The organism is Tardiphaga sp. 619_E2_N8_4, assembly GCF_051810905.1.
GTDB lineage: Bacteria > Pseudomonadota > Alphaproteobacteria > Rhizobiales > Xanthobacteraceae > Tardiphaga > Tardiphaga robiniae.
On sequence record NZ_JBPWQJ010000001.1, the window covers coordinates 1,860,931 to 1,886,587 of the forward strand.

Here is a 25,657-nt window from a genome sequence, read left to right on the forward strand (position 1 = left end):
ATTTCGGGAATGAAATCTCGATGCCGGTATTAAATGCAGCTCAGCGCCGTATGCCGACTGAGAGAACGGTCAGCGAACGTGGTTCCCCCGAGGGCGTCTCGAATGTAATGGACTGCCCCGCAGAAAGGCCGATAAGCGCGGCTCCGATCGGGGTCAATACCGAAATTCGCCCGGCGTCCACGTCGGCGGAGGTCGGATAGACCAGTGTGACGTGCTTTTCCTGCCCGCTGATATCGTCGCGGAACGTCACATCGGACTCCATGCCGACGATTCCGGGCAATGGATGAGTGTCAGGCACGATCGTCGCGCGCTCAACTTCGCCGGCCAGAAAGTCGGCGGTCACGGGGTATTTCTCTGCAGCGGCCTCGGCCAGTACGCCGAGACGCTCACGGTCGCTGCGGCGGAGTGTGATGGGCGGCAGCTCAGTGCGAAGGGAATGGATCATGGGTTTCACAGCCAAATGACGCCCGGCGCGCAAAGCGCCCGAGCATGCCAAGAATGATGAGGATGCTGAAATCGAACAAGCCCGGACGGCACGCGCGCGTGCGCCCGGGTCACATTCCTGCTTGAAGGTGACCGGCGCGGAGCAGTAAGCGGTTGCGGGGCAGGTTCGTCATGATGGCCGAAACCTATGTATCCTGCAGTGAAAGTCAACCGGCGATGGCGCCGTTGCTAGCAGCGACGTCCAACGGGTGTGTCTGACGCTCGGTTGACGATCAGCTGCGCCGCTTGGCGGTGACTTCGATTTCGACTTTCATCTCGGGCTTGTAGAGCCCGGCGACCACGAGAAGCGTGGCAGCGGGCCTGATCTCGCCGAGATGGGCACCGGTCACCGCGAACACCTTGTCGGCGTCGCTGGCGTCGGTGATGTAGTAGATCGCGCGCACGATATCGGCCATGGTAAAGCCGGCCTCCTTCAGCGCGGCTTCGATGGTCTTGAAGCAGTTCTGTGCCTGTGCCGTGACATCGACCGGCAAGATCATGGTGGTGTAATCGTAGCCGGTGGTTCCGGACACGAAGCAGAAATCGCCGTCGACCACCGCACGGCTGTAGCCAGCGGTCTTTTCGAATGGCGATCCGGTGGAAATCAGTTTGCGCGTCATTACCGGGCTCTCCTGCAGAGGTGAGCTCCGCAATGCCGTGCCTTGGTGGTCAAATCAAGCTGCGTGGGCCAGATCGGCAGGCTCAGCAGCCTTGCGGACCCATTTACCGCTTCCGAAGATGATGCCGCGGGCGCCATCCAGCGCTCCGGGCTTCAGTTCGAGGCCGAGCAGGCGATCGCGCTCGAACGGCCCGGGCAGCGCCAGCGCGGCCATCCTGTCCGGCGAGAATCCGAAACGCGCGTAATAGGGGGCATCGCCGAGCAGCACGATGGCGCCATGGCCGCGCGCCGAGGCCTCGGCGATCGCGTGATTCATCAACGCGGCGCCAAGGCCAAGGTCGCGGGCACCCGGATCGACCGCGAGGGGGCCGAGCATCAGTGCAGCTCGGCCCCCGGCGTCGACATGCCAAAGCCTGATCGTGCCGACCAGCCTGCCTTGCACCACCGCCGAGAAGGCCAGGCCTTCGGCGGGCAGTCGTCCGTCACGCAGTCGCTGGCAGGTGCGGGCATGGCGCGAAGCGCCGAAGCACACATCCAGCAGAGATTCACGGGCGGCGACGTCGGAGCCACGTTCCGCACGGATCTCGTACGAAGGGGCTGCGATGGGCAAAGCAACAGTGTTGTTGGTGGCGGTCTCGTGCAGATCGGTCATGGCATGTCGGTCCCCACTCCGTTTTTCACACGGAGTGTTGTCATCCAGAATTGGAAGGTGACGGGATGAGAGCCGGCGGGCCGGCTCTCCGATTAGTCATATCCGGGGTGGATGCCGGATATAGTGAGCGAACTTAAATTTGCAACGCTCAGATATGGAAGGTGCGCAGCGGCGGGAAGCCGTTGAACGCCACCGCCGAGTAGGTCGACGTATAGGCGCCGGTGCCTTCGATCAGCAGCTTGTCGCCGATCTCGAGAGTCACGGGCAGCGGATACGGCAGCTTCTCATACATCACGTCGGCCGAATCGCAGGTCGGGCCGGCGAGCACGCAGGGCGTCATCTCGGCGCCGTCATGCGGCGTCTTGATGGCGTAGCGGATCGACTCGTCCATGGTCTCGGCGAGACCGCCGAACTTGCCGATGTCCAGGTAAACCCAGCGCACGTCGTCCTCGTCGCTCTTCTTCGAGATCAGAACGACTTCGGCTTCGATGATACCAGCATTGCCGACCATGCCGCGCCCCGGCTCGATGATGGTCTCCGGAATCGCGTTGCCGAAGTGCTTGCGCAGCGCACGGAAGATCGAACGGCCGTACTGCACGACCGCCGGGACTTCTTTGAGGTACTTGGTCGGGAAGCCACCGCCCATATTGACCATGGACAGGTTGATCCCGCGCTCAGCGCAGTCACGGAACACCGACGAGGCCATCGCCAGCGCACGGTCCCATGCCTTCACCTTGCGCTGCTGCGAGCCGACATGGAACGAAATGCCATAGGGCTCCAGGCCAAGACGCTTGGCGAGGTCCAGCACGTCGACAGCCATTTCCGGATCGCAGCCGAACTTGCGCGACAGCGGCCACTCGGCGCCGGCGCAATCGTAGAGAATGCGGCAGAACACGCGGGCGCCAGGAGCTGCACGCGCGATCTTCTCGACCTCAGCGGCGCAGTCGACCGAGAACAGGCCGATGCCGAGCGCGTGGGCGCGCGCGATATCGCGTTCCTTCTTGATGGTGTTGCCGAAGGAGATGCGGTCCGGCGTGGCGCCAGCGTCGAGCGCCATCTGGATTTCCTGCACCGACGCACAGTCGAAGCACGAGCCCATCGAGGCCAGCAGCGACAGCACTTCCGGCGCCGGGTTTGCCTTCACCGCGTAAAACACGCGGCTATCAGGCAAAGCCTTCGCAAAGCTCTGGAAGTTGTCGCGCACGACTTCGAGGTCGACGACGAGGCACGGCTCAACATCGGTGCCCTCGTTGCGGCGGGCGCGGAGGAATTCCTGAATACGTTCGGTCATAGCACTCTCCCAAACGGCCCCGCGAAAGGGTCACGTTCAAAAAATGATGACGGTTCAGCGCTTTCGGACCCAGGCACGCGATGGAGGCGTGACAAAGCCAAAAGTACAGACCGTAAGTGCTGCCGTGGATTGGTTGGGGGTGACCCTACCGCACACCTGGCAATGAAGGACAAGCCTCTTCGGTATTCGCGCTGGCTGTTGGAAAGCCAGCAGAGACCAAAAAAGCCCGCTCCGTCGTTGCTTTAAGTCGCGTCCCCCGTTGAGAACGAGGTGCGCCGGTTCGCCTCCGGCTGCCAGTCACGGTTGCAAAGAACAAAGTCACCTTCAACGGCATCTCTGGAGAGAGATGCTGGCCTTTCGCAAAACTCCGCGAACGACCCTCGGCTTCTTCATCCCTTGGCGGCTGTCCGGCCTCTTGTCCGGATACCTACCGACTGACACACGACCACAGGCACGTGCGAAATTGGGCAAGACCGGAAATAGGTTCTTTGACCCTGCTACGCAACAATTTTTTTGGGCTGCGGGGCATTTTATTCAACGCCATCGCGCAGCGTTGCAAACGAGACGCACTCAGCGCGCTCAACATGAACGGATGTTAAGTTCGGTTAAGGAATTGGCGTAGTCTGGGGCTGGCGTGGAGTGCTGAACTACACCAGCGTCATGGTCCTGTAGTCGTCCTCTCGTGCGGCTGTCATCTCGCTCTCGGTGTCTTCTTCCGCGAGAGGAAGGATCCCGTAAACGCTACAGCTAGCGACGAATCACGAGCAGCCCGGGTGACTGGCGCTCGACTCAAGCACGCAATTGCGCGCCTGGCTGGGCGATGACAGTCGAGTGTGAGGAAGCCAGAGAGTGGAGCTGCGCGAGCACGCAGCGATCAGCCGCGGCGGGTGAACGGCTCGATCCGTGCGGCGGTGCGCAGGAAGGCGACCATGATGGCGACGCCGCACAGGAACAGGCAGACCTGCAGGATGTGCTCGCCGGTGGTGGAGAGGCCGAACAGGATCGACAGCGCCCAGCCGCCCGCGAAGGCGGCGCCGAACACTTCCGCGCCGATCAGGATCGCCGCCGAGATGACGGTGATGACGCTGGGCCAGTAGATGCGGCGAGGGGCGGTGGAGGTGGTCATAATCTCAAGGTCCTGTTTCGGGCCGCAATCTCTCCGAAAAAGCCTGCTGCGGCAAGCACTAAAGGGCCCAAAAAAGCCCCATCGCGTGGTATAGATCGACGCATTCTATGGGCTTCAAAGCAGGATTTCTTATGTCAGAAACGTCGGTCTCGCCGGTTGCGTCGAAAGGTCTCGAAAATCCGCTTCTGAAAGCCTGGCAGACCCCGTTTGAGACCCCGCCGTTCGACGAGATCAAGCCCGAGCACTTCATGCCGGCCTTCGAACAGGCGTTTTTCGACCATTCGGCCGAGATTGCCGCGATCGTGAACGATCCGGCCGCACCTGACTTCGCCAATACGATCACGGCGCTGGAGCGCTCCGGCAAGTTGCTCAGCCGTGTGGCATCGGTGTTCTACGATCTGGTGTCGGCGCATTCCAATCCGGCGATCCTGGAGATCGACAAGGACGTGTCGTCGCGGATGGCGCGGCACTGGAATCCGATCATGATGAATGCCGTGTTGTTCGGCCGCATCGTGGCGCTGCACGACAAACGCGCCGAGCTCGGCCTCACCACCGAACAGATGCGTCTCCTGGAGCGGACCTATACCCGCTTCCACCGCTCCGGCGCCGGCCTCGACGAGACCGCCAAGGCGCGGATGGCTGAGATCAACGAGCGTCTCGCGCATCTCGGCACCAGTTTCAGCCATCATCTGCTCGGCGACGAGCAGAAGTGGTTCATGGAGCTGGGCGAAGGCGATCTCGATGGGCTCGCCGAGAGCTTCGTCGCCTCGGCCAGGGCCTCGGCTGACGAGCGCGGCATGACTGGCAAGGCGATCATCACCACGTCGCGGTCCTCGATGGAGCCGTTCCTGAAAAGCGCGGCGCGGCGCGACCTGCGCGAGAGGGCCTACAAGGCCTTCATCCAGCGCGGCAACAACGGCAATGCCAATGACAACAACGAGACCATCGTCGAAATCCTGAAGCTGCGCGAGGAGACCGCGAAGATCCTGGGCTTCCCGACCTTCGCGGCCTATCGCCTGGAAGACTCCATGGCAAAGACGCCGGAGGCCGTGCGCGGGCTGCTGGAGCGGGTCTGGAAGCCGGCACGCGCACGCGCGCTCGCCGACCGCGATGCGCTGCAGGAGCTGATCGCGGAGGAGGGCGGCAACTTCAAGCTCGCCGCCTGGGACTGGCGCTATTATGCCGAAAAGCTGCGCCAGCGCCGCGCCAATTTCGATGATGCGGCGATCAAGCCGTATCTGACGCTCGACAACATGATCGCGGCGCAATTCGACACCGCGACGCGTCTGTTTGGTATCACCTTCGCCGAGCGCAAGGACGTGCCGGTCTGGCATCCGGATGTCCGCGTCTGGGAGGTCAAGGATGCCGCGGGCGCGCTCAAGGCGATCTTCTATGGCGACTACTTCGCCCGCCCGTCGAAGCGCTCCGGTGCCTGGATGACCTCGCTGCGCGACCAGCAGAAGCTCGACGGCGACGTGGCGCCGCTGGTGCTGAATATCTGCAACTTCGCCAAGGGCACAGACGGCCAGCCGTCATTGCTGTCGCCGGACGATGCGCGCACGCTGTTCCATGAATTCGGCCATGGCTTGCACGGCATGCTCTCGAACGTCACCTATCCCTCGCTGTCGGGCACCTCGGTGTTCACCGACTTCGTCGAACTGCCGTCGCAGCTCTATGAACACTGGCAGGAGCAGCCGCAGGTGCTGCAGACTTTCGCCAAGCACTACCAGACCGGCGAGCCGCTGCCCGACGATCTGCTGAAGCGGTTCATCGCTGCCCGCAAGTTCAACCAGGGCTTTGCCACGGTGGAGTTCGTTTCGTCGGCGCTGATCGACCTCGAATTCCACACCCAGCCGGCGTCTGCTTCGGCAGATGTCGCGGCCTTCGAGAAGAAGGAACTGGAGAAGATCGGCATGCCCGAGGAAATCGCGCTGCGACACCGGCCGACGCAGTTCGGGCACATCTTCTCCGGCGATCATTATGCGTCTGGCTACTACAGCTACATGTGGTCCGAAGTGATGGATGCGGACGCCTTCGGCGCCTTCGAGGAAGCCGGCAACATCTTCGATCCCGCAGTGGCCAAGCGGCTGCATGACGACATCTATTCGTCGGGCGGTTCGGTCGATCCGGAGGCGGCCTATATAGCGTTCCGCGGCCGTGCCCCCGCGCCGGATGCGCTGCTGCGGCGGCGCGGGTTGCTGGAAGAGCCTGAGGCGGCGTGAGGTGATGCTTCTGATGAACCGCTTTTTGGGTTTGATCGCGATCATGACTGCGCTGGCCAGCGGCATCACTGCTGCCTCCGCCCACCCGCATGTCTTCGTCACGGCATCGAGCGAACTGATCTACGCGCCGGACGGCACGATCACAGGTGTGCGTCATGCCTGGGTGTTCGACGACATGTTCTCGACCTATGCGCTGCAGGGCATCGAGAGCAAGACAAAGGGCGTCTATACCCGCGAGGAACTGGCGCCGCTGGCACAGACCAATGTGGAGTCGCTGAAGGAATTCGCCTTCTTCACCTTCGCCAAGGTGGAAGGCAAGAAGCAGCGCTTCAACGATCCCGTCGACTACTATCTGGAAAAGCGTGATGCAGCTTTGGTGCTGCACTTCACGCTGCCCTTCAAGACGCCGTTCAAGGCCAAGAAGATGGAGCTCGAAATCTTCGATCCAAGCTTCTTCGTCGATTTCGGCCTTGAGAAGAAGGATCCGATCAAGCTCGCCGGCGCGCCGGCCTCCTGTACGACGGCGATCCAGCGCCCGTCGGACGGCGCCGCCAAGGCGCAGACCATGAACGAAGACACTTTCATGAATGGCGAGAACAGCAATTACGGCGCCATGTTCGCCAATAAGATCACGGTCGATTGCCCATGAGTGTAACTTCATCGACAGGTCTCTCTCCGCGTCATGCCCGGGCTTGTCCCGGGCATCCACGCCTAGACACCGGCATCCGGAAGACGTGGATGGCCGGGACAAGCCCGGCCATGACGAGCGGATGGAGTGTCGTTCTTGTTTGTGCGGCAGTGCTGGTCGTCGCCGCCATGACCGACGCTTCGCTGCATCACGCTCTGGCGCAGAATCCGTTCGGTGCGCCGAAAGGCGTGCCGGACTCGCAAGTCGGCGGCATCATCGGCTGGTTGCTCACCAAGCAGTCCGAATTCTACCGGGCGATGTCGGCGACCATCCGTGCCGCAAAATCCGACGGCAGCGCGGTGTGGACGCTGCTGGCGATCTCCTTTGCCTACGGTATCTTCCACGCCGCCGGCCCCGGCCATGGCAAGGCGGTGATCTCGTCCTATCTGGTCGCCAATGAAGAGACCGCCAAGCGCGGTATCATATTGTCCTTCGTCTCGGCGCTGATGCAGGCGCTGGTGGCGGTGTTGATCGTGGGCATTGGCGCATGGCTGCTGAATGTCACGGCGAAGACCATGTGCAGCACCGAGCGCTGGGTGGAGATTGCGAGCTACGGGCTGATCGCGGCGTTCGGCGCGCGGCTGGTCTGGACCAAGGGGCGCGGCTTTGTCCGCGCCTTGCGACCGTCGCTGCCGGCCGCTGGCCCGCAGCTCGCGATGGCGCATGCCAGCGCGTCCGCGCATACGCACGATCACGGCCATGACCACCATCACCACGACCATCATCATGGCCACGCGCATGCTCATGCGCACGCCCATACGGCGCATGCTGAGGCGACGGCTTCAGCACATGTGCACCATGACGACAGTCATCATGATCACGTTCATGACGAGCATTGCGGCCATTCCCACGGTCCGACGCCGGATCAGCTCGCAGGCCCCGGCGGCTGGGCGCGTGGATTATCGGCGGTGTTCACGGTGGGCATCCGGCCGTGTTCCGGCGCGATCCTCGTGCTGGTCTTCGCGCTGGCGCAGGGCATGTTCTGGGCAGGCATCGCTGCGACTTTCGTGATGGGCCTGGGAACCGCGATCACCGTGGCGACCATTGCCGTCCTCGCCGTCTCCGCCAAGGGTCTCGCCGGCCGTCTGGCCGGTGGCCGCGATGGCAGTGGCGCGCTGGTGATGCGGGGGATTGAGTTCGGCGCGGCGGCGCTGGTGATGCTGTTCGGCGTTGGCCTGCTGCTGGGCTATGTCGCGGCCGAACGCGTCACCTGTTTCTGATCGCTGTCCTGCCCTGATGGACAGTCCGTCGTCTTGACAAGGTCCAGCCAAAGCGCGAAGCCACCGGCATCATGACAAATGTCGTTTCCCTTGAGCAGCCACCGGCCTCCACCCTGGAGATACCGGAACGCGTCGGCGTCTTGCTGGTCAATCTCGGAACTCCCGACACGGCGGATACCCGCGGCGTGCGTGTCTATCTCAGAGAGTTCCTGTCCGATCCACGCGTGATCGAGAACCAGGGCCTGCTGTGGAAGCTGATCCTCAATGGCATCATCCTGACCACGCGGCCGCGCCGCAAGGCCAAGGACTATGTGAAGATCTGGAACACGGAGAAGAACGAGTCTCCGCTGAAGACGATCACGCGTGCGCAGTCCGACAAGCTCGCAGCCTCGCTCGATAGTCATACCCATCTCGTGGTGGATTGGGCGATGCGCTACGGCAATCCGTCGATCCGTTCCCGCATCGCTGAACTCACCGCAAAAGGCTGCGACCGCATTCTGGTGGTGCCGCTCTATCCGCAATATTCGGCGGCGACCTCTGCGACTGTCTGCGACGAAGTGTTCCGCGTGCTCGGCACCATGCGGGCGCAGCCGACCCTGCGGGTCACGCCGCCTTATTATGATGAGCCGGATTATATCGACGCGCTGGCGATCTCGATCGAGAAGCATCTGGCGACGCTGTCCTTCGTGCCGGAAATGATCGTGGCGTCGTTCCACGGCATGCCGCAGAAATATATCGACAAGGGCGATCCCTATCAGGCGCAATGCGTGGCCACAACCGAAGCGCTGCGCAAGCGGCTCGGACCGGACGCGCCGAAGCTGCTGCTGACCTTCCAGTCCCGTTTCGGCTTCGATGCCTGGCTTCAGCCGTATACGGACAAGACCATCGAGCAGCTCGCCAAGGACGGCGTGCGTCGCATTGCCGTCGTAATGCCTGGCTTCTCGGCCGACTGCCTGGAGACGCTGGAAGAAATCGCGCAGGAGAATTGCGAGATCTTCATGCATAATGGCGGCGAGCAATTCTCTGCGATCCCCTGCCTCAACGACAGCGACGAGGGCATGGACACGATCCGCCAGCTTGTGCTGCGCGAGCTGCAGGGCTGGATCTAAGGGCGCTCCAACCCATCCACGTCATTGCGAGCGCAGCGAAGCAATCCAGAAGCCACAAGCGAAGACTGGATTGCTTCGTCGCAAGGGCTCCTCGCAATGACGGCTGAGAGGTCCGTGGCTCGCGATCACGTCGGCGCTCTCGCTTTTCCCGATTTCGAACCTTAAAATCCTCCACGTCGACAAAACAACGAGGCGCCATATGTTGCGCGTCCATTTTGCCGCAGGGAGACTTTGATGTCCGGTTACGACATTTTCGCCATCGCCGTTGTGCTGCTGATCATCTTCACGCTGTTTGCCGGTGTGAAGACCGTACCGCAGGGCTATGACTGGACCATTGAGCGCTTCGGCAAGTTCACCCGCACGCTGTCGCCGGGCCTCAACCTCATCATTCCTTATTTCGACCGCGTCGGTCGCAAGATGAACATGATGGAGCAGGTGATCAGCATCCCCGAGCAGGAAGTAATCACCAAGGACAACGCCACCGTCACCGTGGACGGCGTCGCGTTCTTCCAGGTGTTCGACGCGGCCAAGGCAAGCTACGAGGTCTCCGACCTCAATCAGGCGATCATCGTGCTGACCATGACCAATATCCGTTCGGTGATGGGCTCGATGGATCTCGACCAGGTGCTGTCGCATCGCGACGAGATCAACGAGCGGCTGCTGCGCGTCGTCGATGCCGCCGTCTCCCCATGGGGCCTCAAGGTCAACCGTATCGAAATCAAGGACATCGTGCCGCCGGCCGATCTGGTCGAGGCGATGGGCCGGCAGATGAAGGCGGAGCGTGTCAAGCGCGCCGACATTCTGCAGGCCGAGGGTCAGCGCCAGTCGGAAATTCTCCGTGCCGAAGGTGCCAAGCAGGGCCAGATCCTGCAGGCGGAAGGGCGCCGCGAGGCTGCGTTCCGTGACGCCGAGGCACGCGAGCGTTCCGCAGAGGCCGAAGCCAACGCAACGCGGGTGGTGTCGGAGGCGATTTCGAAGGGTGACGTTGCGGCGCTGAATTACTTCATCGCCGACAAATACATCAAGGCATTCGGCCAGCTTGCGGAATCGCCGAACCAGAAGGTCATCATGCTGCCGGTGGAAGCCATGAGCATGCTGGGCTCGCTGGCCGGTATCGGCGAGATCGCCAAGGCGACCTTCGGCGAGAACTCGACCTCGGCCCAGGCTGCCGCGCGCCGCAGCGGATCAGTGCCGCCGGCGGGTACAACGCCGCCGCGCAGCTAGGGATTTCGCAATGGCCGAAATGTTCGTCACTTTGGGGAGCTGGAACTGGCTGATCTTCGGCGTGCTTCTGATGGCGCTGGAGCTGCTGGCGCCCGGCGTCTTCATGTTCTGGCTCGGGCTGTCCGCATTCCTGGTCGGCGTGCTGTCCTTCATCGTTACGCCGTCATGGCAGGTGCAGATCCTGCTGTTCGGATTGTTCGCCGTCGCCGCCGTGCCGCTATGGCGACGCATCGCGCGTCAGAAGCCCGGCGCCAATCCGAATCCGTTCCTCAACAAGCGCAGCGATGCGCTGGTCGGCCGTATCTGCACGCTGGATCGGCCGATTATCGACGGCGAGGGCATCGTGCGGATCGACGACACAGTGTGGCGCGTCAGCGGGCCGGATACGCCCGCGGGGACGCGGGTGAAGATCGTGAAGGCGGATGGGGCCAGTCTGACGGTGGACGTGGCCTGATCAGTCAGCCGCCAGCGATTTGCTCCACCGCTCCGCAAAGTGATGCAGTGGCAGGAAGGTGTCCTGCAACTCCCGGCCTGTATCCGTCAGCCCATAGCCGTCCGGCTGCAGCGCGATTAGACCCGCGTCTCTGAGATCGCTCAGGCGTGCCTGGAGAACGGTAGGGGACGCGTCGTCGCAAGCCTCGCGCAGCGCCCGCGAGGTCCGGGAGCGCTCACGCAACTCCCAGAGAATGCGCAGCGTCCATCGCCGGCCCAGCAGGTCGAGCAGCGCCATGATCGGTCGGCCGGTCGTTGAGCCGCGCACACCGCGTCTGGGCGGCTTGGAAACGGACTTTGCCATCACATTACTCTCTTGCAGGGCGCTACAGAATATGTAGCATGTCGCTACGATTATTGTAGCGCAGGAGTTGGGCATGTCACGCATCGCGCCGCTGCAGCCGCCTTATGCTTCCGACATTCAGACGCAATTCGATGCGATCATGCGCGGGGCGCCGCCGCTGATGCTGTTTCGCGTGATCGCCGGTCATCCGAGGGCATGGAGCAAATTTCGCGCAGCTGGCCTGCTTGATCGTGGACCGCTGTCGCTGCGGGAGCGCGAGATTGTCATAGATCGCACCTGCGCACTGAGCGGATGCGAATATGAATGGGGCGTCCATGTCGCGACCTTTGCAGAAGCGGCGAAACTGACGGAAGCTGAGGTGAAGGCGACCGTTGACGGTGACTCACAGGCGACATGCTGGTCGTCAGCGGAACAAGCTCTGATCGCGGCAGTCGATGCGCTGCATCACCGCGCCACGCTCAGCGATGAGGAGTTCAAGACGCTGGCCGCTCACTACGATGACGCGAAAATCTTCGAGATCATCCTGCTGTGTGGATTCTATCGTACGGTGTCGTACATCGCGAACGGCTTGGCATTGCCACTCGAAGCGAATGCGGCAAGGTTCCTGCGAACTGCAAGCTAACGTGGCTTACGCCACGCCCGCCCGTAGCAGATCGTGCAGATGCACGATGCCGACGGGCTTTCTGGCGTCCGTCACCAGCAGCGCGGTGATCTTCGACGAGTTGAGGATTCCCAGCGCCTCGCCGGCGAGCAGGTCGCGGCTGATGGTCTTGGGATTCTTGGTCATGACTTCATCGACCGAAACCGTCATCAGGTCGGCGCGCATGTGACGGCGGAGATCGCCGTCGGTGACGATGCCGACCACATGGCCGTTGCCATCGGTGATGCCAACGCAGCCAAAGCCCTTCGAGGACATTTCCACCAGCGCATCGGACATCTTGGTGCCGAGCGGCTTGAGCGGCACGGCGTCGCCTGAATGCATGAGGTCGCGGGTGTATTTCAGCATTGCGCCGAGCTTGCCGCCGGGATGTAGCACGCTGAAATCCACCGACGTAAAGCCACGGCCTTCCAGCAGCGCGATCGCCAGCGCATCGCCCATCGCCAGCATCATCAGCGACGACGTCGTGGGCGCGAGATTATGCGGGCAGGCCTCGCGCGCCTTCGGCAGCGTCAGCGCGACATCGGCGGCCTCGGCCAGCGTCGAGGTGGCTTCGGAGGTGATCGCGACCACGCCGATCCTGAAACGCTTGGCATAGGTGATAAGGTTCTTCATCTCCGGCTGCTCGCCGGACCAGGACAGCGCCATGATGACGTCGTCGGGCGTGATCATGCCGAGATCGCCATGGCTGGCTTCGGCGGCGTGCACGAAAAAGGCGGGTGTACCGGTCGATGCGAAGGTCGCGGCGATCTTGCGGCCAATATGACCGGACTTGCCGAGGCCCGTGATGATCAGGCGGCCTTTGGCCTTGAGGATCAGGTCGGCGGCCGCGACGAAGGCCGGGCCGAGGTCGGATTGCAGCGCGGTGGCCAGCGCAGTGACGCCGCTGGCTTCGGCCTCCAGCGTACGCAGCGCCGAGGCAATCGCTTCAATGGCCTGATCGCTCATCGCTGCCGTCGTTTTCGTCGGAAGGCCGGGTGTCTTGGAGAGGGGCATCAATAGCATCCTGGGGCCGTAAATTGTCCGGCTGTGTCGCCGTCCTCTTAGCACGGCTGGGCCTGCCTGGCGAAACCCCGCCGATGCGATCTCAACGGGCCATTAACCATAAGCGTTTTAACTCCCTTAACCATGAGTTGTCGCGCGCGCCTCCGGCGTCGCTCTTGGTTGATTTTGTAAGCTTTTGATAGTGTTGGAGTTTTTCTGATCGTGAGGATGGGTCGAGTACGCGACCGCCGCAACCGCGCCTGGGCCAACGGCGCGGTTTCGGCATGTCTGTGCCTGAGCCTCCTCACGCCATCTCCGGCATTCTCGCAAGCATTGACGTCAGACCTGCTGGCGCCGGTCCCGGGCGGTTTCGTGTCACCGCAGAATCTGCCGACGCGCCGAACGACGGATGCGCCGCTCCAGCCAACTGGAACGCTGCAGACCAGCCAGCTATCGCCGGATCGCATCCCGCAATCGATCATCACGCCGCCGCTGCCCGCTGCATCGGGCGCCGCCGGCACCGGGTTCGATGCGCTCAACCGCAAGCGCAAGCAGACCAAATATTATCCGGGCGCGAAGAAGCCGAAGCCGCCAGTGGGCCCCGGCAGCCCGCCGCCGCCGCTGGTGCCCGAGACGCGGCCGTCACCGCCATCGGCCAAGGCCGCCAAGCCCCCCGTTGCGCCGTCGGTTGCCGGCACCGTGGTGGGTCAGCCGCCGCGCCGGCGATTGCCGATTGATCCCGATCCTTATGCCCCGACCGGCGTGCGCGTCGGCAGCTTTCTCGTGAAGTCAGCCGTGGAAATCTATGGCGGTTTCGACAACAATCCGGCGCGTTTCGTGCAGCCGAAGGGGTCGTCGTTCTACAAGGTCGCGCCGGAGCTGCTGGCCGCAACCGACTGGACGCGGCACTCGATCATCGTGGATCTGCGCGGATCCTTCACCGGCTATGAGAAGCAGTTTCCCGCAGCGCCATTCCAGACTTCGCCGGCACCCGAAAATGTCGATCGCGCCGAATTCAACGGCAAGATCGCCGGTCGTCTCGATGTCGCCCGCGACCTGCGCGTTAACAGCGAAATGCGTATGCGGGTCGGCGCGGATAATCCGGGCAGCCCGAACATTCAGGCCGGCTTGAAGGAGTTCCCGCTGTTCACGACGACTGGTGGGTCGCTGGGGGTCGAGAAGGACTTCAACCGCCTTCAGATCAAGGTCGATGGTCTCGTCGATCGCACTGTCTATCAGGATTCGAAACTGACCGACGGCACCCAGACCAACAACAATGACCGTAATTTCAATCAGTATGGCGGCGTCGGCCGCGCCACCTATGAAGTGCTGCCGGGTCTGAAGCCGTTCGCCGAAGTCCAAGGCGATGTGCGCGTGCACGACGATCGGGCGGATCGCTTCGGCTATCTCAGGGATTCCAGCGGCGGCTATATCAAGGCCGGCACGACGTTTGAATTCACGCGTCTACTGACGGGCGAAGCCTCAATCGGTTATGCAGCGCGCAGCTATACGGATACGCGGCTGGAGGTTCTCAAGGGCCTGCTGACGTCAGCGTCGCTGATCTGGACGGCCACACCGCTGACGACTGCGAAATTCGTTTCGACCACGTCGATCGACGAGACCACCGTGCCCGGCGTTCCCGGCATTCTCACACGCACCTATACGGTTGAGGTCAATCACGACTTCCGGCGCTGGCTGACGGCCACGGGCAAGTTCACTTACGTGACGCAGGACTATCAGGAAAACTTCCGCTTCGATAAGATCTACTCGCTGCAGGGTGATCTCGTTTACAAGCTGAACCGTGAAATCCAGCTCAAGGCGCAGGTGCGCCGCGATATCCTGGATTCAAACATCCTTGGCGCGAGCACGGCCTCGACGGTGGTGATGCTGGGTGTGAGACTGCAGCGATAGCGGTCAAAAATCGCTGGGCGCCACGTCGCTCGTCCTAATTCCACTTCCGCATGAACTTGGCCGTCTTCCGGCGAAATTTCACACCGGAGCCATCGGGCAATCGGATGGCGATGAAGCCGGCTGCGATACAGGCCTCGCGCTGCGGCATGTGCTCATCGGGCGCGCGCTCGGTCTCCCACCACGAGGCCCGGTGCGACGCGCGCGGCAGCGCGTCGTCGATGATCTCCTCGATCGCATCCATGCTCAGCACGAATTCGTCCTTGGTCTGGCTGGCCAGGTAGGCGCGGAGCAGGTCGTAGTCAGGCACGGAATTGTCCTCGGTATAATCTCGCAAACGTCATACGCGCCCGCGCGATCAGGCGCTACAGCGCGATTTCGGTAAATCGACATCGGAAGTGCGTCATCCGAGCATTTTCCGCAACCGTTCGTTAACGCCGTGTGGAACCCAAAGCCGGTACTTAAGCGCTCGGCAAGCATTCGCGTGCGATCCGTGGGGTACGGAGCACATGATGAAGTCGGGCAATGCAAGCACGGGAATTCGACGCTGGCCGTTATCGGCCAAGCTGTTGATTCTGTCGTCGCTGGTCACGATCATTGGCTTTTCGGCCGTTTGCGGCACTGTGATGCTCGATATGCGCCGCGGCGAGGAAGCGCTCGCGCGACAGACTGCCGAGAACCTCGCCACCTCCATCGATTCTGATATAGGTCGAACCGTTGAACAATACGATCTGTCGTTGCGCGCTGTCATTTCCGGCATCAATACGCCCGAGATCGACAAGCTCAGCAAGGAAATGCGCCAGCTGATCCTGTTCGACAATGCGGCATCAGCGCGCCAGTTCGCATCCATTCAGGTGTTCGATGCGCATGGCGATCTTATCATCGATGCGGCATCGCTCGATCCTGCCAAGCAGAGCAGTGCCGACGAAGAGTTCTTCAAGGTACACAAGTTCGACGGCGAGCGCGGGCTCTATGTCAGCAAACCGATGCTGCACCGGGGCGCGTATTCCGTCGTGCTGAGCCGCCGCATCACCGACGTCGATGGCAATTTTGCCGGCGTCGTCGCGGGTGCCATCCGGTTCGCCTATTTTCATGATCTGTTCGGCCGCTTGCGGCTGAACAAGGACGACAACATCACAGTGATCCGCCGCGACGGCGTCGTCATCATGCGTACGCCGTTCGATCTCGACGTGGTCGGCAGGGATCTGAGCAAGACCCCCGGCGTGATGCGGGCGCTGAGCCGGTCCAACGGGTCGTATTCGGGCGTCGGTGTCGTTGACCAGATCGAGCGCCTCTATGTGTGGCGCGACAGCGGTCGGCCGTTGCTCGTGATCGTCGGCCGGCCGTGGGCCGGCATCTACAGTCTGTGGTATCAGCAGGCGATCAAGATCGGCGGCATCATGCTGGCGCTGATTATCTTCATCACCGCGGTGACACTGTTTCTGGCACGCGAAATAGGCCGCCGCGCACACGCAGAGCACAAGCTCGAAGAACTGGCCACGACCGATGGTCTCACTGGACTGCGCAATCGCCGCAAATTCGATGCGGCGATGGAGCTGGAATGGCGTCGCGCCATCAGGCATTCACGGCCGATGGCACTGCTGTTGATCGACGCCGACCATTTCAAGGTTTTCAACGACAGCTTCGGTCATCAATCCGGAGACACTGCCCTGATCGCGATCGCGAATTGCATCGCAGGAGCGGCGAAGCGGGCCGGCGACTGTGCCGCGCGCTATGGCGGGGAAGAGTTCGCCGTGCTGCTGCCCGGTGCGACCGTGCAGGATGCCTATGAGGTTGCCGAAACCATTCGACGTCGCGTCGAACAGGTGCCGGCCGATCCTGCGATGCTCACGGTCAGCATCGGCGTCGCCAGCGTGAAGCCGCTGGTGACGATGGAGTGGACGGGACTGGTCGAAGCTGCCGACAAGGCGCTCTATGCGGCGAAGGCCGCAGGCCGCAACCAGTGTGTCATCGCAGGCGATGCGCACCAGGCGATTGCAGCCTAGCGCTTACTCTCCGAGGTAACGCAGCATTTCGGCGCGCAGACCTTCGCGCAGATCAGGGCGTTGCAGGCCGAACGCGATATTGGCGCGCAGGAAGCCCGACTTCGAACCGCAATCGTGCCGCTCGCCTTCGAATTCCACGCCGTAGAACGACTGGCTCTTGGCGAGGCCGATCATCGCATCGGTGAGCTGGATTTCGCCACCCGCGCCGCGCTCCTGGGTCTCCAAAATCTTGAATATCTCCGGCTGCAGGATGTAGCGGCCGGTAATCGAAAGGTTGGACGGCGCGGTGCCCTTCGGGGGTTTCTCGACCATGCCGTCGATGGTGAAAGCGGCTTCGTGAGTTGGGTGGCGCTCGCCGACACCGCAGATGCCGTATTGATGCGTCATGTCCATCGGGACTTCCTCGACGGCAACGAGGTTGGACTTTTCGCCAAGCGCTCCCGCGATATCGACCATCTGCTTCAGGCAGCCCGGGGAATTCAGCACCAGTTCGTCCGGCAGCACCACGGCGAAGGGCTCATTGCCGACGATATCGCGGGCACACCACACAGCATGGCCAAGCCCGAGCGGCGCCTGCTGGCGCGTGAAGCTCATGGCGCCGGCGGCAGGCTGGGACAGCGCCAGCTGTTCGATCTCGGCAGACTTGTTGCGGCTCTTGAGTGTCTCGTCGAGCTCGAACATGCGGTCGAAGTGATCTTCGATGATGCCCTTGTTGCGGCCGGTAACGAAGATGAAATGTTCGATGCCGGCCTCGCGGGCTTCGTCGACCACATATTGGATCAACGGCCGATCGACGATAGTCAGCATTTCCTTCGGCATCGCCTTGGTGGCGGGAAGGACGCGGGTGCCGAGGCCGGCGACCGGAAAAACGGCTTTGCGAATTTTCATCAGGGGACTTTGCAATGACCTTGGAGGGGAACGACGCAGGCAGGCCAACGAAGATTGCGCCTGCTGGTTCCGTTTGCAACCGGGAACAAAGGCGGATGTGTGGTGCCGGGCTACATGTCTGCAATTATCCTTTCTGCCGCGCGGCACGTTCGCCCAGCCACGCAAAACTGGAATAGTGTTAAGCTGATGGAAACCCTCGCCGGGCCTCCTGTCATGCCACAGTCATGACCAAATTCCGGTCAGATTCCCGAGATGGATAGTGATGAAATCTGCGACGAAGATGGCGCGTAGCCTGACATGCGGTGTAGCTGCGCTCGGCGCAGTTTTGCTTACGGTAACCCTGCCCGTGGCGGCGCAGGCGCAGAGCAAGAGCGGCCCTTTCAGCCTGTTCGACAATATCTTTAGCGGATCGTCGCAGACCCAGGACCCGCCGCCACAGGCGGCACTGCCCGGCGCGCCCGGAGCGCAGCCCTGGAGCGGCGAGGACGGCGCATCCGGCCATCCGCTGATGACTGCACAGGCAATCCGCGAGGCCGCTGGTAATTTCGACAACTGCATTGCCGGACTGTGGCCTGATGCCGCACGCCGCGGCATCTCGCAGGACAGCTATCAGCGTTTCACCGCCGGGCTGACGCCGGATCTGCGAATCATGGACCTGATGGATTCGCAGCCGGAATTCACCAAGGCGATCTGGGACTATCTCGACATCCTGGTGAACGACAACCGAATGGCCAAGGGCCGCGAGGTGCTGGCGCAGTACAAGACCATTTTCGATGCGGCCGAGAAGGCCTACGGCGTCGATCGCTACATCGTCGCGTCGATCTGGGGCATCGAGTCGAACTACTCGACGATGATCGGCGATCGCAGTGTGCTGCGCTCGACGGCGACGCTAGCCTGCGTCGGCCGCCGCCAGGCCTATTTCAAGGATGAGTTTCTGGTTGCTCTGGAAATCCTGCATCGCGGCGATCTGAGGCCTGAACAGATGCGCGGCTCCTGGGCCGGCGCATTCGGCCCGACCCAGTTCATGCCGACCGCGTTCAAACGCTTTGCGGTGGACGGCGACGGCGATGGTCGCCGTGACGTGGTGGACAACCCGACCGATCTGATTTTCTCGACCGCCAACAACTTGAAAAAGGATGGCTGGCAGAGCGGTCAGACCTGGGGCTACGAAGTCGTGGTTCCACAGGGCTTCAACTACATGCTGGCCGACAAGGCCAAGGCGATGACCCTGCCGCAATGGGAGCAGCTTGGCCTCAAGCGGGCGAACAACCAGCCGTTCCCGCGCATGACAGAAAAGGCCTATCTACTCGCGCCCGCCGGTTCGCAGGGGCCGGGCTTCCTGATGCTGACGAATTTCCGCGTCATCATGAAATACAATCCGGCTGAGGCCTATGCGATGGCCATCGGCCATTTCGCCGACCGGTTGCGCGGCGGTCCGCCTTTCGTGCAGCCATGGCCGCGTCAGGAGCGCGTGCTATCCCGCGCAGAACGGCTTGAGCTGCAGCAGCTGCTGGCGCAGCGCGGCTTCTACAAGGGCACGCCGGACGGCCAGTTCGGCGGCCAGACCCGTGAAGCCTTGCGCAATTTCCAGGCCTCCGTCGGCGCGCCTGCTGATGGGTTTGCATCATCGGAGATGCTGGATCGGCTCCGGGTGAGATAAGCGCCCTGCGCAGAGGGCCATAGCGCATAGCATTATACCGCAGTGCAGCATGCATGCTACGCTGGTCTCCTTGGATGCATTCTTTGGGGACTATCGATGTTGAACAGGCGCACGCTGCTGGCCGGATTGTCGGCAAGCCTTCTTCCATTTCAGGCCAAAGCGGCGTGGCCGGAACGGTCCATCACCCTGCTGCACGGTTTCGCGCCGGGCGGCGGCACCGACGCAACCTCGCGTGTGCTTGCCGAAGGTCTGTCGAAAATCCTCGGCCAGACGGTGGTGGTCGAGACCAAGCCTGGTGCCGGCACGACGCTCGCCGGGGCGCAGCTCGCCCGCTCGGCGCCTGACGGCTACACGATCTCGCTGATTACCGCGACCTATGGTGCGTCGTCGGCCTTCTACAAGAGCCTGCCTTACAAACCGGTCGATGACCTCAAGGGCATCTGTCAGGTTTCCGAAGCGCCCTACATGTTCTCGTGTAATGCGGACGCGCCCTTCAAGAATCTCGCCGAGTTGATCGCTTCTGCAAAGAAGCAGCCGGACAAGCCGCTCACTTACGGCACGCCCGGTGTCGGCTCGGGGCCCCATCTGATCGTCGAGCAGATCGGGCAGTTGGCCGGCGTGAAATTTCAGCACATCCCATTTCGCGGCGGCGCGCAGGCCGTGGTCGAAGTCCTCGCGGGTCGCATCGACTTCATGGTCGATCCGCCGATCTCGATGATCGAGCAAATCAAGGCCGGCAAGTTCCGCGCGCTGGCCGTGACCACCGCTGAACGCTTTCCGTCATTCCCGGATATTCCGACCGTGGCCGAGGCAGGTTTCCCCGGTTACGCGGCGCCAGGCTGGTACAGCCTCGTTGGCCCGATCGGCCTTCCCGATGACGTTGTGGCAAGACTGAACGCTGCGACGGTCACATTGCTCAAGGATGAGAGCGTGAAGGAGCGGCTGCTGTCGCTCGGTAGCCAGGCGAAGGCCTCGCAGCCGGAGGAGGTGATCGATCTCCTTGCCTCCGACGTGAAGCGCTGGGGCGAAGTGCTGGAGAAGGCAAAGATCGAGCGGATCTAGAACGCACACAGGCGCGCTGCATCGTGCGGCGCGCCTGTGTTTGAACGGCAGGTTATTCCGCCGCCTGCTGCGCCACCGTCGGCGCATTGCCGGCGACTGTGGCCCGGCGCATGTCGCGCGGCTGCGACTGGTCGTAGCGGCGGACGCGATGCATGGTCTGGCGATTGTCCCACATCACGAGATCATGCAGCGTCCATTTGTGGACATAGACGAATTGCGGCTGCGTGGCGTGTTCGTTGAGATCGCGTAACAATACGCGGGCTTCGGGCACCGACATGCCCTGGATCGCGCCGGCATGCGACGACAGATACAGCGACTTCCGGCCATGCACCGGATGCGTGCGCACCAGCCGCTGCAGCACCGGCTTGAACATCTCTTTCTCTTCGTCAGTGTAGTCGAGAAAGCCGAGCGCGCCGCGCGAGGTCATCAGCGAATGTTCGCAGATCATGTCCTCGATCTCGGCCTTGGTGTCGTTATCAAGCGCATCATAGGCGGCGCGCATGTCAGCGAATTCGGTGTTGCCGCCCTTCGGATTGACCACGCGTGCCGACAGCAGCGAGAATTTCGCCGGAATCGGCCGGAAGGAACTGTCGGAGTGCCACAGGCAGTTGCCCAGATTGAACAGGTGTGTCCGGCTGTCTTTCGGCAGCGGCTTGCCGTCCTTGCCGAGATTGGACACGTCGGCGAGACCCGATGTCAGCCGGTAGTCTTCCTTCTTGGTGACGGAGCCGCCTTTTCGGTTCTCTCGCTCGCCGAAATTCTGCGCGAAAGCGAGTTGCTGTTCGTCGGTGATATCCTGCTTGGGGAATATCAGAACAGCGTAGTCATCCATGCCGCGCTCGATGGCAGCGGCGTCATCGGGGTTGATGGGCCTCGTCAGGTCGACGCCGGTCACTTCGCCGACGAACAAGGGATGTAGTTTGCGGATCGTCACGGGCATTGCAGATTTCCTCCGTGTGGAATGGTTGACCCATTCGATTGCGGCTTCCAGCGATGCCGTGCCGCTTGAGAAAAATGCTACGCCCCCAAAGTGCGAAGTCAACCGGTGTGAATGCCGTTACGCATTGCGTGCCATGAGGCCGCCGTCGACCGGGATCACCGCGCCTGTGATATAGGACGCGGCCGGCAGGCACAGGCTTAGCGTCATATGCGCGACTTCTTCCGGATCGCCATAGCGGCGCAGCACCGTGCGGCGCTTGGCAAAGATCACCTTGTGCTCGTCGCTGATGCGTTCGGTGATCCCCGTCGTGATCGGGCCGGGACAGATGCAGTTCACAGTGATGCCGTCGCGGCCGAGTTCCACTGCGAGTGAGCGCGTAAGCCCGGTGACGCCGGCCTTCGCTGCGGAATAGGGACTGTGCAGTGCGGTGGCGCCGAGCGCTTCGGTGGACGCGATATTAACGATCCGCGGCGAGGGCGACTTGCGCAAGTGAGGCAATGCGGCGCGGATGATGCGCTGGTGCGAGGTCAGCATCACCGCGATGGCGCGATCCCACGCGGTGTCATAGCCGTCCTGGTCGATCGCGGTGGAAACTGAGATGCCGGCATTGTTGACGATGATATCGAGACTCCCGAAATGCGCGGCGACGTCGCTGACCACTGTGCGGATGCGATCGGGATCGGCAACATCGAGCGTCCATGCGTGTGCGCTGCCGCCGCCTGATGTGATCGCGCTCGCGACTGCTGCAATCCCGTCCGCCGAAATATCCGTGACGGCAACATTGGCGCCTTCGTCGCCGAACAAGCGCGCCGTCGCGCGGCCCATGCCGCTTGCAGCGCCGGTGACGAGAACGGTGAGGCCGCGCACCGAGCGGCTGAGTTGTTTGTAATCCGACAAGGCATCCTCCGAATTTTGCGCCTTCATGATGAGGCTTGATTGAAGGCTTGCACCGATCGCCGGCGCGGTCAAACATGCGCCGATAAAATCAAGAAGGACGATCAGGGATGAACGAACTCGATTTCAGCGGCCAGCAGGTGTTCATCGTCGGAGGATCAAGCGGCATCGGCAATGGTATGGCGCAGGCCTTTCGTGCGCGCGGCGCGCATGTGCATGTCTGCGGGACGCGCGCCAAGGCCAGCGACTACACGATCGATGAAGGTTCCGATCTCGACGGCCTCGGCTACAGCCAGCTCGATGTTGGCAGCGCGTCGGCCATCGAGGCCTTCGATCCGAAGCTCGATCGGGTGGATGTGCTGATCCTCGCGCAGGGTGCTGTGATCTATCGCCGCGGTGAATTCGAAATGGATGGCTTCCGCAAGGTGATGGAAGTCAACCTGATGAGCCTGATGGGCTGCGCGACGAAGTTTCACGCGCAACTGAAGGCCAGCAACGGCCGATTGATCATTGTCAGTTCCACCGCGGCCTATCACGCCACCAAGGGAAATCCCTCCTACAATGCGTCGAAGACCGGCGCAGTTGGGCTCACGCGCACATTGGCGCAGGCGTGGTCGGAAGACGGCATTCGCGTCAATGGTATCGCGCCGGGGCTCGTCGACACCAAGATGACAAAGGTCACGACAGCGAATCCGAAGCGGCTGGAAGGCGCGATTGCCAGGATCCCGCTGCAGCGGCTCGGCACGCCTGCCGATATGGCTGGCGCTGCATTGTTCCTGGCGTCGCCGCTGTCATCCTATGTTTGCGGTCATACGCTGGTCGTCGATGGCGGTTTGATCCTTTAAATTCACGGCGCCTGCATCGCGGCGGAACCAGTACTGGCTTCGGGCATTACACCGGCGAGAATTTCCTCACGGAGTAATGGACATGGACAAGGACCGTATTGCGGGCGCAGCCAAGGATGCAGCTGGCAAGGTTGAAGGTGTGATCGGCCGAGCCACGGGCGATGAGCGGACTGAAGCCTCGGGCCGCGCGCGCGAAGCGACGGGCACCGTGCAGAACCTGTATGGCCAAGCCAAGGATGCCGTGCGTGACGCATCGGACGCCGCCACCAGCTATGCCAAGGATGCACTCGACAGCGACGTCTATCGCGACGGCACGCAGGCGATCACCGACAAGGTCCGCGATAATCCGCTGGGCTCGCTGCTCATCGCAGGCGGTATCGGCTTTGCGCTGGCGATGCTGATGACGCGTCCGCCGCGCCGTCGTCCGAACCGTTTCGGTTATTGATCGCAGATCGCGGCAGACATAACGGACGCTGCAGAAGCGTCAGCAATCGCATCTGAGAAAACGTCCCAGAAAATATCCAGAAGCGAAAATCCCTCAGCCCGCAAAGGCTGAGGGATTTTTTTGACTCTGAAGTTTCGCGTCGGAATTTTTCGCGCGGTTAGCGCGTGAAGAAACCGGAGGGGGCGGAGGCGGCGGGGCCGACATTGGCGGGCGGCCGCGGTCCGGGCGCCTGGGCCGGGCGGGGGCGCTGCGGCGCCTGCTGGACGGGCGCGCGGCGCGGCGCATCGTCGAAGCCAAAGAAACTACCGAAGGATGACGGCGCTTCGGTGGCGATGACGGGTTTCGGCTTTTTCTTCGGCGCGGCCGGCGGCGCCATCACCGGAACGATGCCGTCCGGCCCGGTCGCCGCAGCGGTCGTGCCGCTCGTGCCCGATGTGGTCGGGGTGACTGCGGCCACAGGCACATCGCCCTTGGCCTGTTCGCGGCCGATCTCGCGGCGCGGCCAGGCGAAGTCGTCGGCGCGGCCGGCAGGCGCGGCGAGCGGCTCGCCCTTCACCAGCACGCGCGCCACCAGTGCATCGACACTCACCGGCTTCACGCCGGGGCCGCCGAGCAGTTGATCGGTGCCGACCGAGGAGGCGACCAATGGCACGATGGGGCCGGCCAGCGGACGCGGCGCTGGCGCGCCGGGCACGGCATTGAGGTCTGGCGTCGCAGGCTCGCTCGGCAGCGCGATCGGCGCGGAGCGGCCGGAGAGCAAACGGGTAATCTCGCGCTCGACGTAATGCGCCATCTTGCGGGCGCCGGCCCTGGTGAAATAGACGCCGTCGGCCGAACGCAGCCGGCGGATCTGGCCTTCGAAATCCGGGCCCTGCTGCAGGAAGCGGCCGGCCTCGTCGACGAAGCCGTCCCAGATATCGACATAGGTGATGCCGGCCTTGGTCGCGGCGTCGCGATAGAGATTGTCGAGATAGAGCATGTCGGCGGTCGCCTTGGTGCCGCGCACCGCCGGCAGGCCGACCCACAGCACGGGGACGCCCTTCGCCTTCACGACATTGATCATCTCCTCGATCTTCTTCGAGTATAGCTCGCCCCAGCGCTCGTCGCGGAAATCGACCATGCCGCCGGCGCGCGCGCCGCGCTCGGTCACGATCGAACCGGGATCGGGAATATCTGCATCGTCAGCTTCCGGCTCCGCCGGCTTGTCGCCGGGCTTCACTTCCGCGGCGCTGTCTTTCTTTTCGTCCTTCTTGGCGCCCTTCTTCTCGGCGGCCTTGTCGGGCTCGCGGATTGCGACGCGGTCATTGAGGCCGAGCATGACGACAATGGCATCGGGCTTCTCGGTGGCGAGAATGCCCTTGGCCGCTGCCGCCCAATCGGCGGGATCGCCTTTCGGCTGATAGCGCAGCAGGCCGGAGACGGTCTTGTGCTTGCGGATCACGCCCATGTCGGGCTGTTCGGCATAGGCGTCCTCGAGGCCGTAAGCGAGCCAGTCGGCCATGCTGTCGCCGAGCACCAGCACGTTGCGCTCGGCCGGGGCATCGCGTTTTTCCGGCGACGGTGCGCGCGAATAGTCCTCGCGCGGAGCGGCCCGCTTCGGCGCCTGTTGTTGTTGGAACGGCGCGAAAAACGGACTGTCATTGCCGCCGCCAAACCAGCCGAAGCCGCCACCGCCGCCCTGCGGCACATTGCGCTGCGGACGCGGAGGAGGTTGCTGCGGACCACCGAAACCGAAGAACTGCGCCGACGCGGGCGCCACAATGCCGATCAGCAGGCCCAGCGCCACGGCGAGCACCATCAGCGTGCCCTTTTCGGCACGCCAGTGATCGATCCGCCATCTCGGCAAGTTGGGCTTCTGTGACATGCGCCTCGACCGCAATCGCAGGGTCCGCAGACCCGGGTTCCCGCTCGACATACTACCGGATTCGGGCCGCAAG

25 protein-coding genes are annotated in these 25,657 nt (G+C 62.7%); 13 read left to right on the forward strand and 12 right to left on the reverse strand.

The window, feature by feature from the left end; genetic code table 11:
- Nucleotides 1-40: 40 nt before the first annotated feature.
- The 5 genes from rnk to AB8A23_RS08885 form a co-directional block, all read right to left on the reverse strand.
- Nucleotides 41-445 carry a nucleoside diphosphate kinase regulator gene (gene rnk / locus AB8A23_RS08865; RefSeq protein WP_120287208.1) on the reverse strand — a complete coding sequence of 135 codons (405 nt, stop codon included), beginning with the start codon at nt 443-445 and terminating at the stop codon, nt 41-43.
- A 271-nt stretch (nt 446-716) separates the two neighbouring features.
- Nucleotides 717-1,103, reverse strand: a complete 387-nt coding sequence (locus tag AB8A23_RS08870; RefSeq protein ID WP_120287207.1) for a RidA family protein — start codon at nt 1,101-1,103, stop codon at nt 717-719.
- Between the two features lie 54 nt (nt 1,104-1,157).
- Nucleotides 1,158-1,754, reverse strand: a complete 597-nt coding sequence (locus AB8A23_RS08875) for a GNAT family N-acetyltransferase (protein ID WP_120287206.1) — start codon at nt 1,752-1,754, stop codon at nt 1,158-1,160.
- A 148-nt stretch (nt 1,755-1,902) separates the two neighbouring features.
- Nucleotides 1,903-3,045 carry a type III PLP-dependent enzyme gene (locus tag AB8A23_RS08880; RefSeq protein ID WP_068728986.1) on the reverse strand — a complete coding sequence of 381 codons (1,143 nt, stop codon included), beginning with the start codon at nt 3,043-3,045 and terminating at the stop codon, nt 1,903-1,905.
- Nucleotides 3,046-3,919: 874 nt separating this feature from the next.
- Nucleotides 3,920-4,171 (reverse strand): hypothetical protein, encoded by a 252-nt coding sequence (locus AB8A23_RS08885; protein ID WP_068728984.1) that lies wholly within the window; start codon nt 4,169-4,171, stop codon nt 3,920-3,922.
- 131 nt (nt 4,172-4,302) lie between these two features.
- On the opposite strand from AB8A23_RS08885, the gene AB8A23_RS08890 reads away from it, so the two are divergent.
- The 6 genes from AB8A23_RS08890 (at nt 4,303) to AB8A23_RS08915 (ending at nt 11,088) form a co-directional block, all read left to right on the forward strand.
- Nucleotides 4,303-6,393 (forward strand): M3 family metallopeptidase, encoded by a 2,091-nt coding sequence (locus AB8A23_RS08890; RefSeq protein ID WP_120288015.1) that lies wholly within the window; start codon nt 4,303-4,305, stop codon nt 6,391-6,393.
- 13 nt (nt 6,394-6,406) lie between these two features.
- Nucleotides 6,407-7,042, forward strand: coding sequence for a DUF1007 family protein (locus AB8A23_RS08895; RefSeq protein WP_439059883.1), 636 nt, complete (start codon nt 6,407-6,409; stop codon nt 7,040-7,042).
- 89 nt (nt 7,043-7,131) lie between these two features.
- Complete coding sequence (locus tag AB8A23_RS08900) at nt 7,132-8,301, forward strand: nickel/cobalt transporter (RefSeq protein WP_439059882.1); 1,170 nt, start codon at nt 7,132-7,134, stop codon at nt 8,299-8,301.
- Between the two features lie 71 nt (nt 8,302-8,372).
- Nucleotides 8,373-9,410 carry a ferrochelatase gene (hemH, locus tag AB8A23_RS08905; protein ID WP_439059881.1) on the forward strand — a complete coding sequence of 346 codons (1,038 nt, stop codon included), beginning with the start codon at nt 8,373-8,375 and terminating at the stop codon, nt 9,408-9,410.
- A gap of 234 nt (nt 9,411-9,644) precedes the next feature.
- Nucleotides 9,645-10,634, forward strand: a complete 990-nt coding sequence (locus AB8A23_RS08910) for an SPFH domain-containing protein (RefSeq protein WP_089265787.1) — start codon at nt 9,645-9,647, stop codon at nt 10,632-10,634.
- 10 nt (nt 10,635-10,644) lie between these two features.
- Complete coding sequence (locus tag AB8A23_RS08915; RefSeq protein WP_120287203.1) at nt 10,645-11,088, forward strand: NfeD family protein; 444 nt, start codon at nt 10,645-10,647, stop codon at nt 11,086-11,088.
- Here AB8A23_RS08915 and AB8A23_RS08920 read toward each other — a convergent pair whose 3' ends face one another.
- Nucleotides 11,089-11,430 carry a winged helix-turn-helix transcriptional regulator gene (locus AB8A23_RS08920; protein WP_439059880.1) on the reverse strand — a complete coding sequence of 114 codons (342 nt, stop codon included), beginning with the start codon at nt 11,428-11,430 and terminating at the stop codon, nt 11,089-11,091.
- A gap of 73 nt (nt 11,431-11,503) precedes the next feature.
- Here AB8A23_RS08920 and AB8A23_RS08925 point away from each other — a divergent pair, with 73 nt between their 5' ends.
- A complete protein-coding gene (locus AB8A23_RS08925) occupies nt 11,504-12,052 on the forward strand; it encodes a carboxymuconolactone decarboxylase family protein (RefSeq protein ID WP_120287202.1) in 549 nt (182 codons plus the stop codon).
- A gap of 6 nt (nt 12,053-12,058) precedes the next feature.
- On the opposite strand, the gene AB8A23_RS08930 is transcribed toward AB8A23_RS08925, so the two are convergent.
- The gene (locus AB8A23_RS08930) at nt 12,059-13,036 is read right to left on the reverse strand and encodes a KpsF/GutQ family sugar-phosphate isomerase (protein WP_439060548.1); all 978 of its coding nucleotides are present in this window, start codon (nt 13,034-13,036) and stop codon (nt 12,059-12,061) included.
- A gap of 264 nt (nt 13,037-13,300) precedes the next feature.
- Between AB8A23_RS08930 and AB8A23_RS08935 the strand changes: the two genes are divergently transcribed.
- Nucleotides 13,301-14,983 (forward strand): outer membrane beta-barrel protein, encoded by a 1,683-nt coding sequence (locus AB8A23_RS08935; RefSeq protein ID WP_120287201.1) that lies wholly within the window; start codon nt 13,301-13,303, stop codon nt 14,981-14,983.
- A 34-nt stretch (nt 14,984-15,017) separates the two neighbouring features.
- Here AB8A23_RS08935 and AB8A23_RS08940 read toward each other — a convergent pair whose 3' ends face one another.
- Nucleotides 15,018-15,290 carry a hypothetical protein gene (locus tag AB8A23_RS08940; protein ID WP_089266229.1) on the reverse strand — a complete coding sequence of 91 codons (273 nt, stop codon included), beginning with the start codon at nt 15,288-15,290 and terminating at the stop codon, nt 15,018-15,020.
- A 199-nt stretch (nt 15,291-15,489) separates the two neighbouring features.
- On the opposite strand from AB8A23_RS08940, the gene AB8A23_RS08945 reads away from it, so the two are divergent.
- Entirely contained in the window at nt 15,490-16,986 is a 1,497-nt protein-coding gene (locus AB8A23_RS08945; protein ID WP_170849588.1) for a sensor domain-containing diguanylate cyclase, read from the forward strand.
- A 3-nt stretch (nt 16,987-16,989) separates the two neighbouring features.
- Here AB8A23_RS08945 and AB8A23_RS08950 read toward each other — a convergent pair whose 3' ends face one another.
- Complete coding sequence (locus tag AB8A23_RS08950) at nt 16,990-17,874, reverse strand: UTP--glucose-1-phosphate uridylyltransferase (RefSeq protein ID WP_068728967.1); 885 nt, start codon at nt 17,872-17,874, stop codon at nt 16,990-16,992.
- Between the two features lie 262 nt (nt 17,875-18,136).
- Between AB8A23_RS08950 and AB8A23_RS08955 the strand changes: the two genes are divergently transcribed.
- Together AB8A23_RS08955 and AB8A23_RS08960 are read left to right on the forward strand one after the other, a co-directional pair.
- On the forward strand, nt 18,137-19,534 hold the full coding sequence (locus AB8A23_RS08955; protein WP_120287200.1) for a lytic murein transglycosylase: 1,398 nt from the start codon (nt 18,137-18,139) through the stop codon (nt 19,532-19,534).
- Nucleotides 19,535-19,630: 96 nt separating this feature from the next.
- Nucleotides 19,631-20,596, forward strand: a complete 966-nt coding sequence (locus tag AB8A23_RS08960; protein ID WP_439059879.1) for a Bug family tripartite tricarboxylate transporter substrate binding protein — start codon at nt 19,631-19,633, stop codon at nt 20,594-20,596.
- Nucleotides 20,597-20,648: 52 nt separating this feature from the next.
- On the opposite strand, the gene AB8A23_RS08965 is transcribed toward AB8A23_RS08960, so the two are convergent.
- Both AB8A23_RS08965 and AB8A23_RS08970 read right to left on the reverse strand, forming a co-directional pair.
- Nucleotides 20,649-21,536 (reverse strand): TauD/TfdA dioxygenase family protein, encoded by an 888-nt coding sequence (locus tag AB8A23_RS08965; protein WP_120287198.1) that lies wholly within the window; start codon nt 21,534-21,536, stop codon nt 20,649-20,651.
- Nucleotides 21,537-21,653: 117 nt separating this feature from the next.
- Nucleotides 21,654-22,433: an SDR family oxidoreductase gene (locus tag AB8A23_RS08970; RefSeq protein WP_199711968.1), complete on the reverse strand. Its 780-nt coding sequence runs from the start codon at nt 22,431-22,433 to the stop codon at nt 21,654-21,656.
- 107 nt (nt 22,434-22,540) lie between these two features.
- On the opposite strand from AB8A23_RS08970, the gene AB8A23_RS08975 reads away from it, so the two are divergent.
- Both AB8A23_RS08975 and AB8A23_RS08980 read left to right on the forward strand, forming a co-directional pair.
- A complete protein-coding gene (locus tag AB8A23_RS08975) occupies nt 22,541-23,275 on the forward strand; it encodes an SDR family oxidoreductase (RefSeq protein ID WP_120287197.1) in 735 nt (244 codons plus the stop codon).
- Between the two features lie 82 nt (nt 23,276-23,357).
- Complete coding sequence (locus tag AB8A23_RS08980) at nt 23,358-23,720, forward strand: CsbD family protein (protein WP_089266232.1); 363 nt, start codon at nt 23,358-23,360, stop codon at nt 23,718-23,720.
- A 157-nt stretch (nt 23,721-23,877) separates the two neighbouring features.
- Here AB8A23_RS08980 and AB8A23_RS08985 read toward each other — a convergent pair whose 3' ends face one another.
- Nucleotides 23,878-25,584 carry a DUF459 domain-containing protein gene (locus AB8A23_RS08985; protein WP_120287196.1) on the reverse strand — a complete coding sequence of 569 codons (1,707 nt, stop codon included), beginning with the start codon at nt 25,582-25,584 and terminating at the stop codon, nt 23,878-23,880.
- Between the last annotated feature and the right edge of the window lie 73 nt (nt 25,585-25,657).

Coding starts and splice junctions, on each gene's coding strand:
- AB8A23_RS08885 (WP_068728984.1), bottom strand. CDS start 4,171: ATGACCACCTCCACCGCCCCTCGCCGCATCTACTGGCCCAGCGTCATC.
- AB8A23_RS08965 (WP_120287198.1), bottom strand. CDS start 21,536: ATGCCCGTGACGATCCGCAAACTACATCCCTTGTTCGTCGGCGAAGTG.
- AB8A23_RS08955 (WP_120287200.1), top strand. CDS start 18,137: ATGAAATCTGCGACGAAGATGGCGCGTAGCCTGACATGCGGTGTAGCT.
- AB8A23_RS08950 (WP_068728967.1), bottom strand. CDS start 17,874: ATGAAAATTCGCAAAGCCGTTTTTCCGGTCGCCGGCCTCGGCACCCGC.
- AB8A23_RS08890 (WP_120288015.1), top strand. CDS start 4,303: ATGTCAGAAACGTCGGTCTCGCCGGTTGCGTCGAAAGGTCTCGAAAAT.
- AB8A23_RS08945 (WP_170849588.1), top strand. CDS start 15,490: ATGATGAAGTCGGGCAATGCAAGCACGGGAATTCGACGCTGGCCGTTA.
- AB8A23_RS08915 (WP_120287203.1), top strand. CDS start 10,645: ATGGCCGAAATGTTCGTCACTTTGGGGAGCTGGAACTGGCTGATCTTC.
- AB8A23_RS08875 (WP_120287206.1), bottom strand. CDS start 1,754: ATGACCGATCTGCACGAGACCGCCACCAACAACACTGTTGCTTTGCCC.
- AB8A23_RS08895 (WP_439059883.1), top strand. CDS start 6,407: ATGAACCGCTTTTTGGGTTTGATCGCGATCATGACTGCGCTGGCCAGC.
- AB8A23_RS08925 (WP_120287202.1), top strand. CDS start 11,504: ATGTCACGCATCGCGCCGCTGCAGCCGCCTTATGCTTCCGACATTCAG.
- AB8A23_RS08960 (WP_439059879.1), top strand. CDS start 19,631: ATGTTGAACAGGCGCACGCTGCTGGCCGGATTGTCGGCAAGCCTTCTT.
- AB8A23_RS08935 (WP_120287201.1), top strand. CDS start 13,301: ATGGGTCGAGTACGCGACCGCCGCAACCGCGCCTGGGCCAACGGCGCG.
- AB8A23_RS08870 (WP_120287207.1), bottom strand. CDS start 1,103: ATGACGCGCAAACTGATTTCCACCGGATCGCCATTCGAAAAGACCGCT.
- rnk (WP_120287208.1), bottom strand. CDS start 445: ATGATCCATTCCCTTCGCACTGAGCTGCCGCCCATCACACTCCGCCGC.
- AB8A23_RS08900 (WP_439059882.1), top strand. CDS start 7,132: ATGGCCGGGACAAGCCCGGCCATGACGAGCGGATGGAGTGTCGTTCTT.
- AB8A23_RS08985 (WP_120287196.1), bottom strand. CDS start 25,584: ATGTCACAGAAGCCCAACTTGCCGAGATGGCGGATCGATCACTGGCGT.
- AB8A23_RS08920 (WP_439059880.1), bottom strand. CDS start 11,430: ATGGCAAAGTCCGTTTCCAAGCCGCCCAGACGCGGTGTGCGCGGCTCA.
- AB8A23_RS08880 (WP_068728986.1), bottom strand. CDS start 3,045: ATGACCGAACGTATTCAGGAATTCCTCCGCGCCCGCCGCAACGAGGGC.
- AB8A23_RS08910 (WP_089265787.1), top strand. CDS start 9,645: ATGTCCGGTTACGACATTTTCGCCATCGCCGTTGTGCTGCTGATCATC.
- AB8A23_RS08975 (WP_120287197.1), top strand. CDS start 22,541: ATGAACGAACTCGATTTCAGCGGCCAGCAGGTGTTCATCGTCGGAGGA.
- hemH (WP_439059881.1), top strand. CDS start 8,373: ATGACAAATGTCGTTTCCCTTGAGCAGCCACCGGCCTCCACCCTGGAG.
- AB8A23_RS08980 (WP_089266232.1), top strand. CDS start 23,358: ATGGACAAGGACCGTATTGCGGGCGCAGCCAAGGATGCAGCTGGCAAG.
- AB8A23_RS08930 (WP_439060548.1), bottom strand. CDS start 13,036: ATGAGCGATCAGGCCATTGAAGCGATTGCCTCGGCGCTGCGTACGCTG.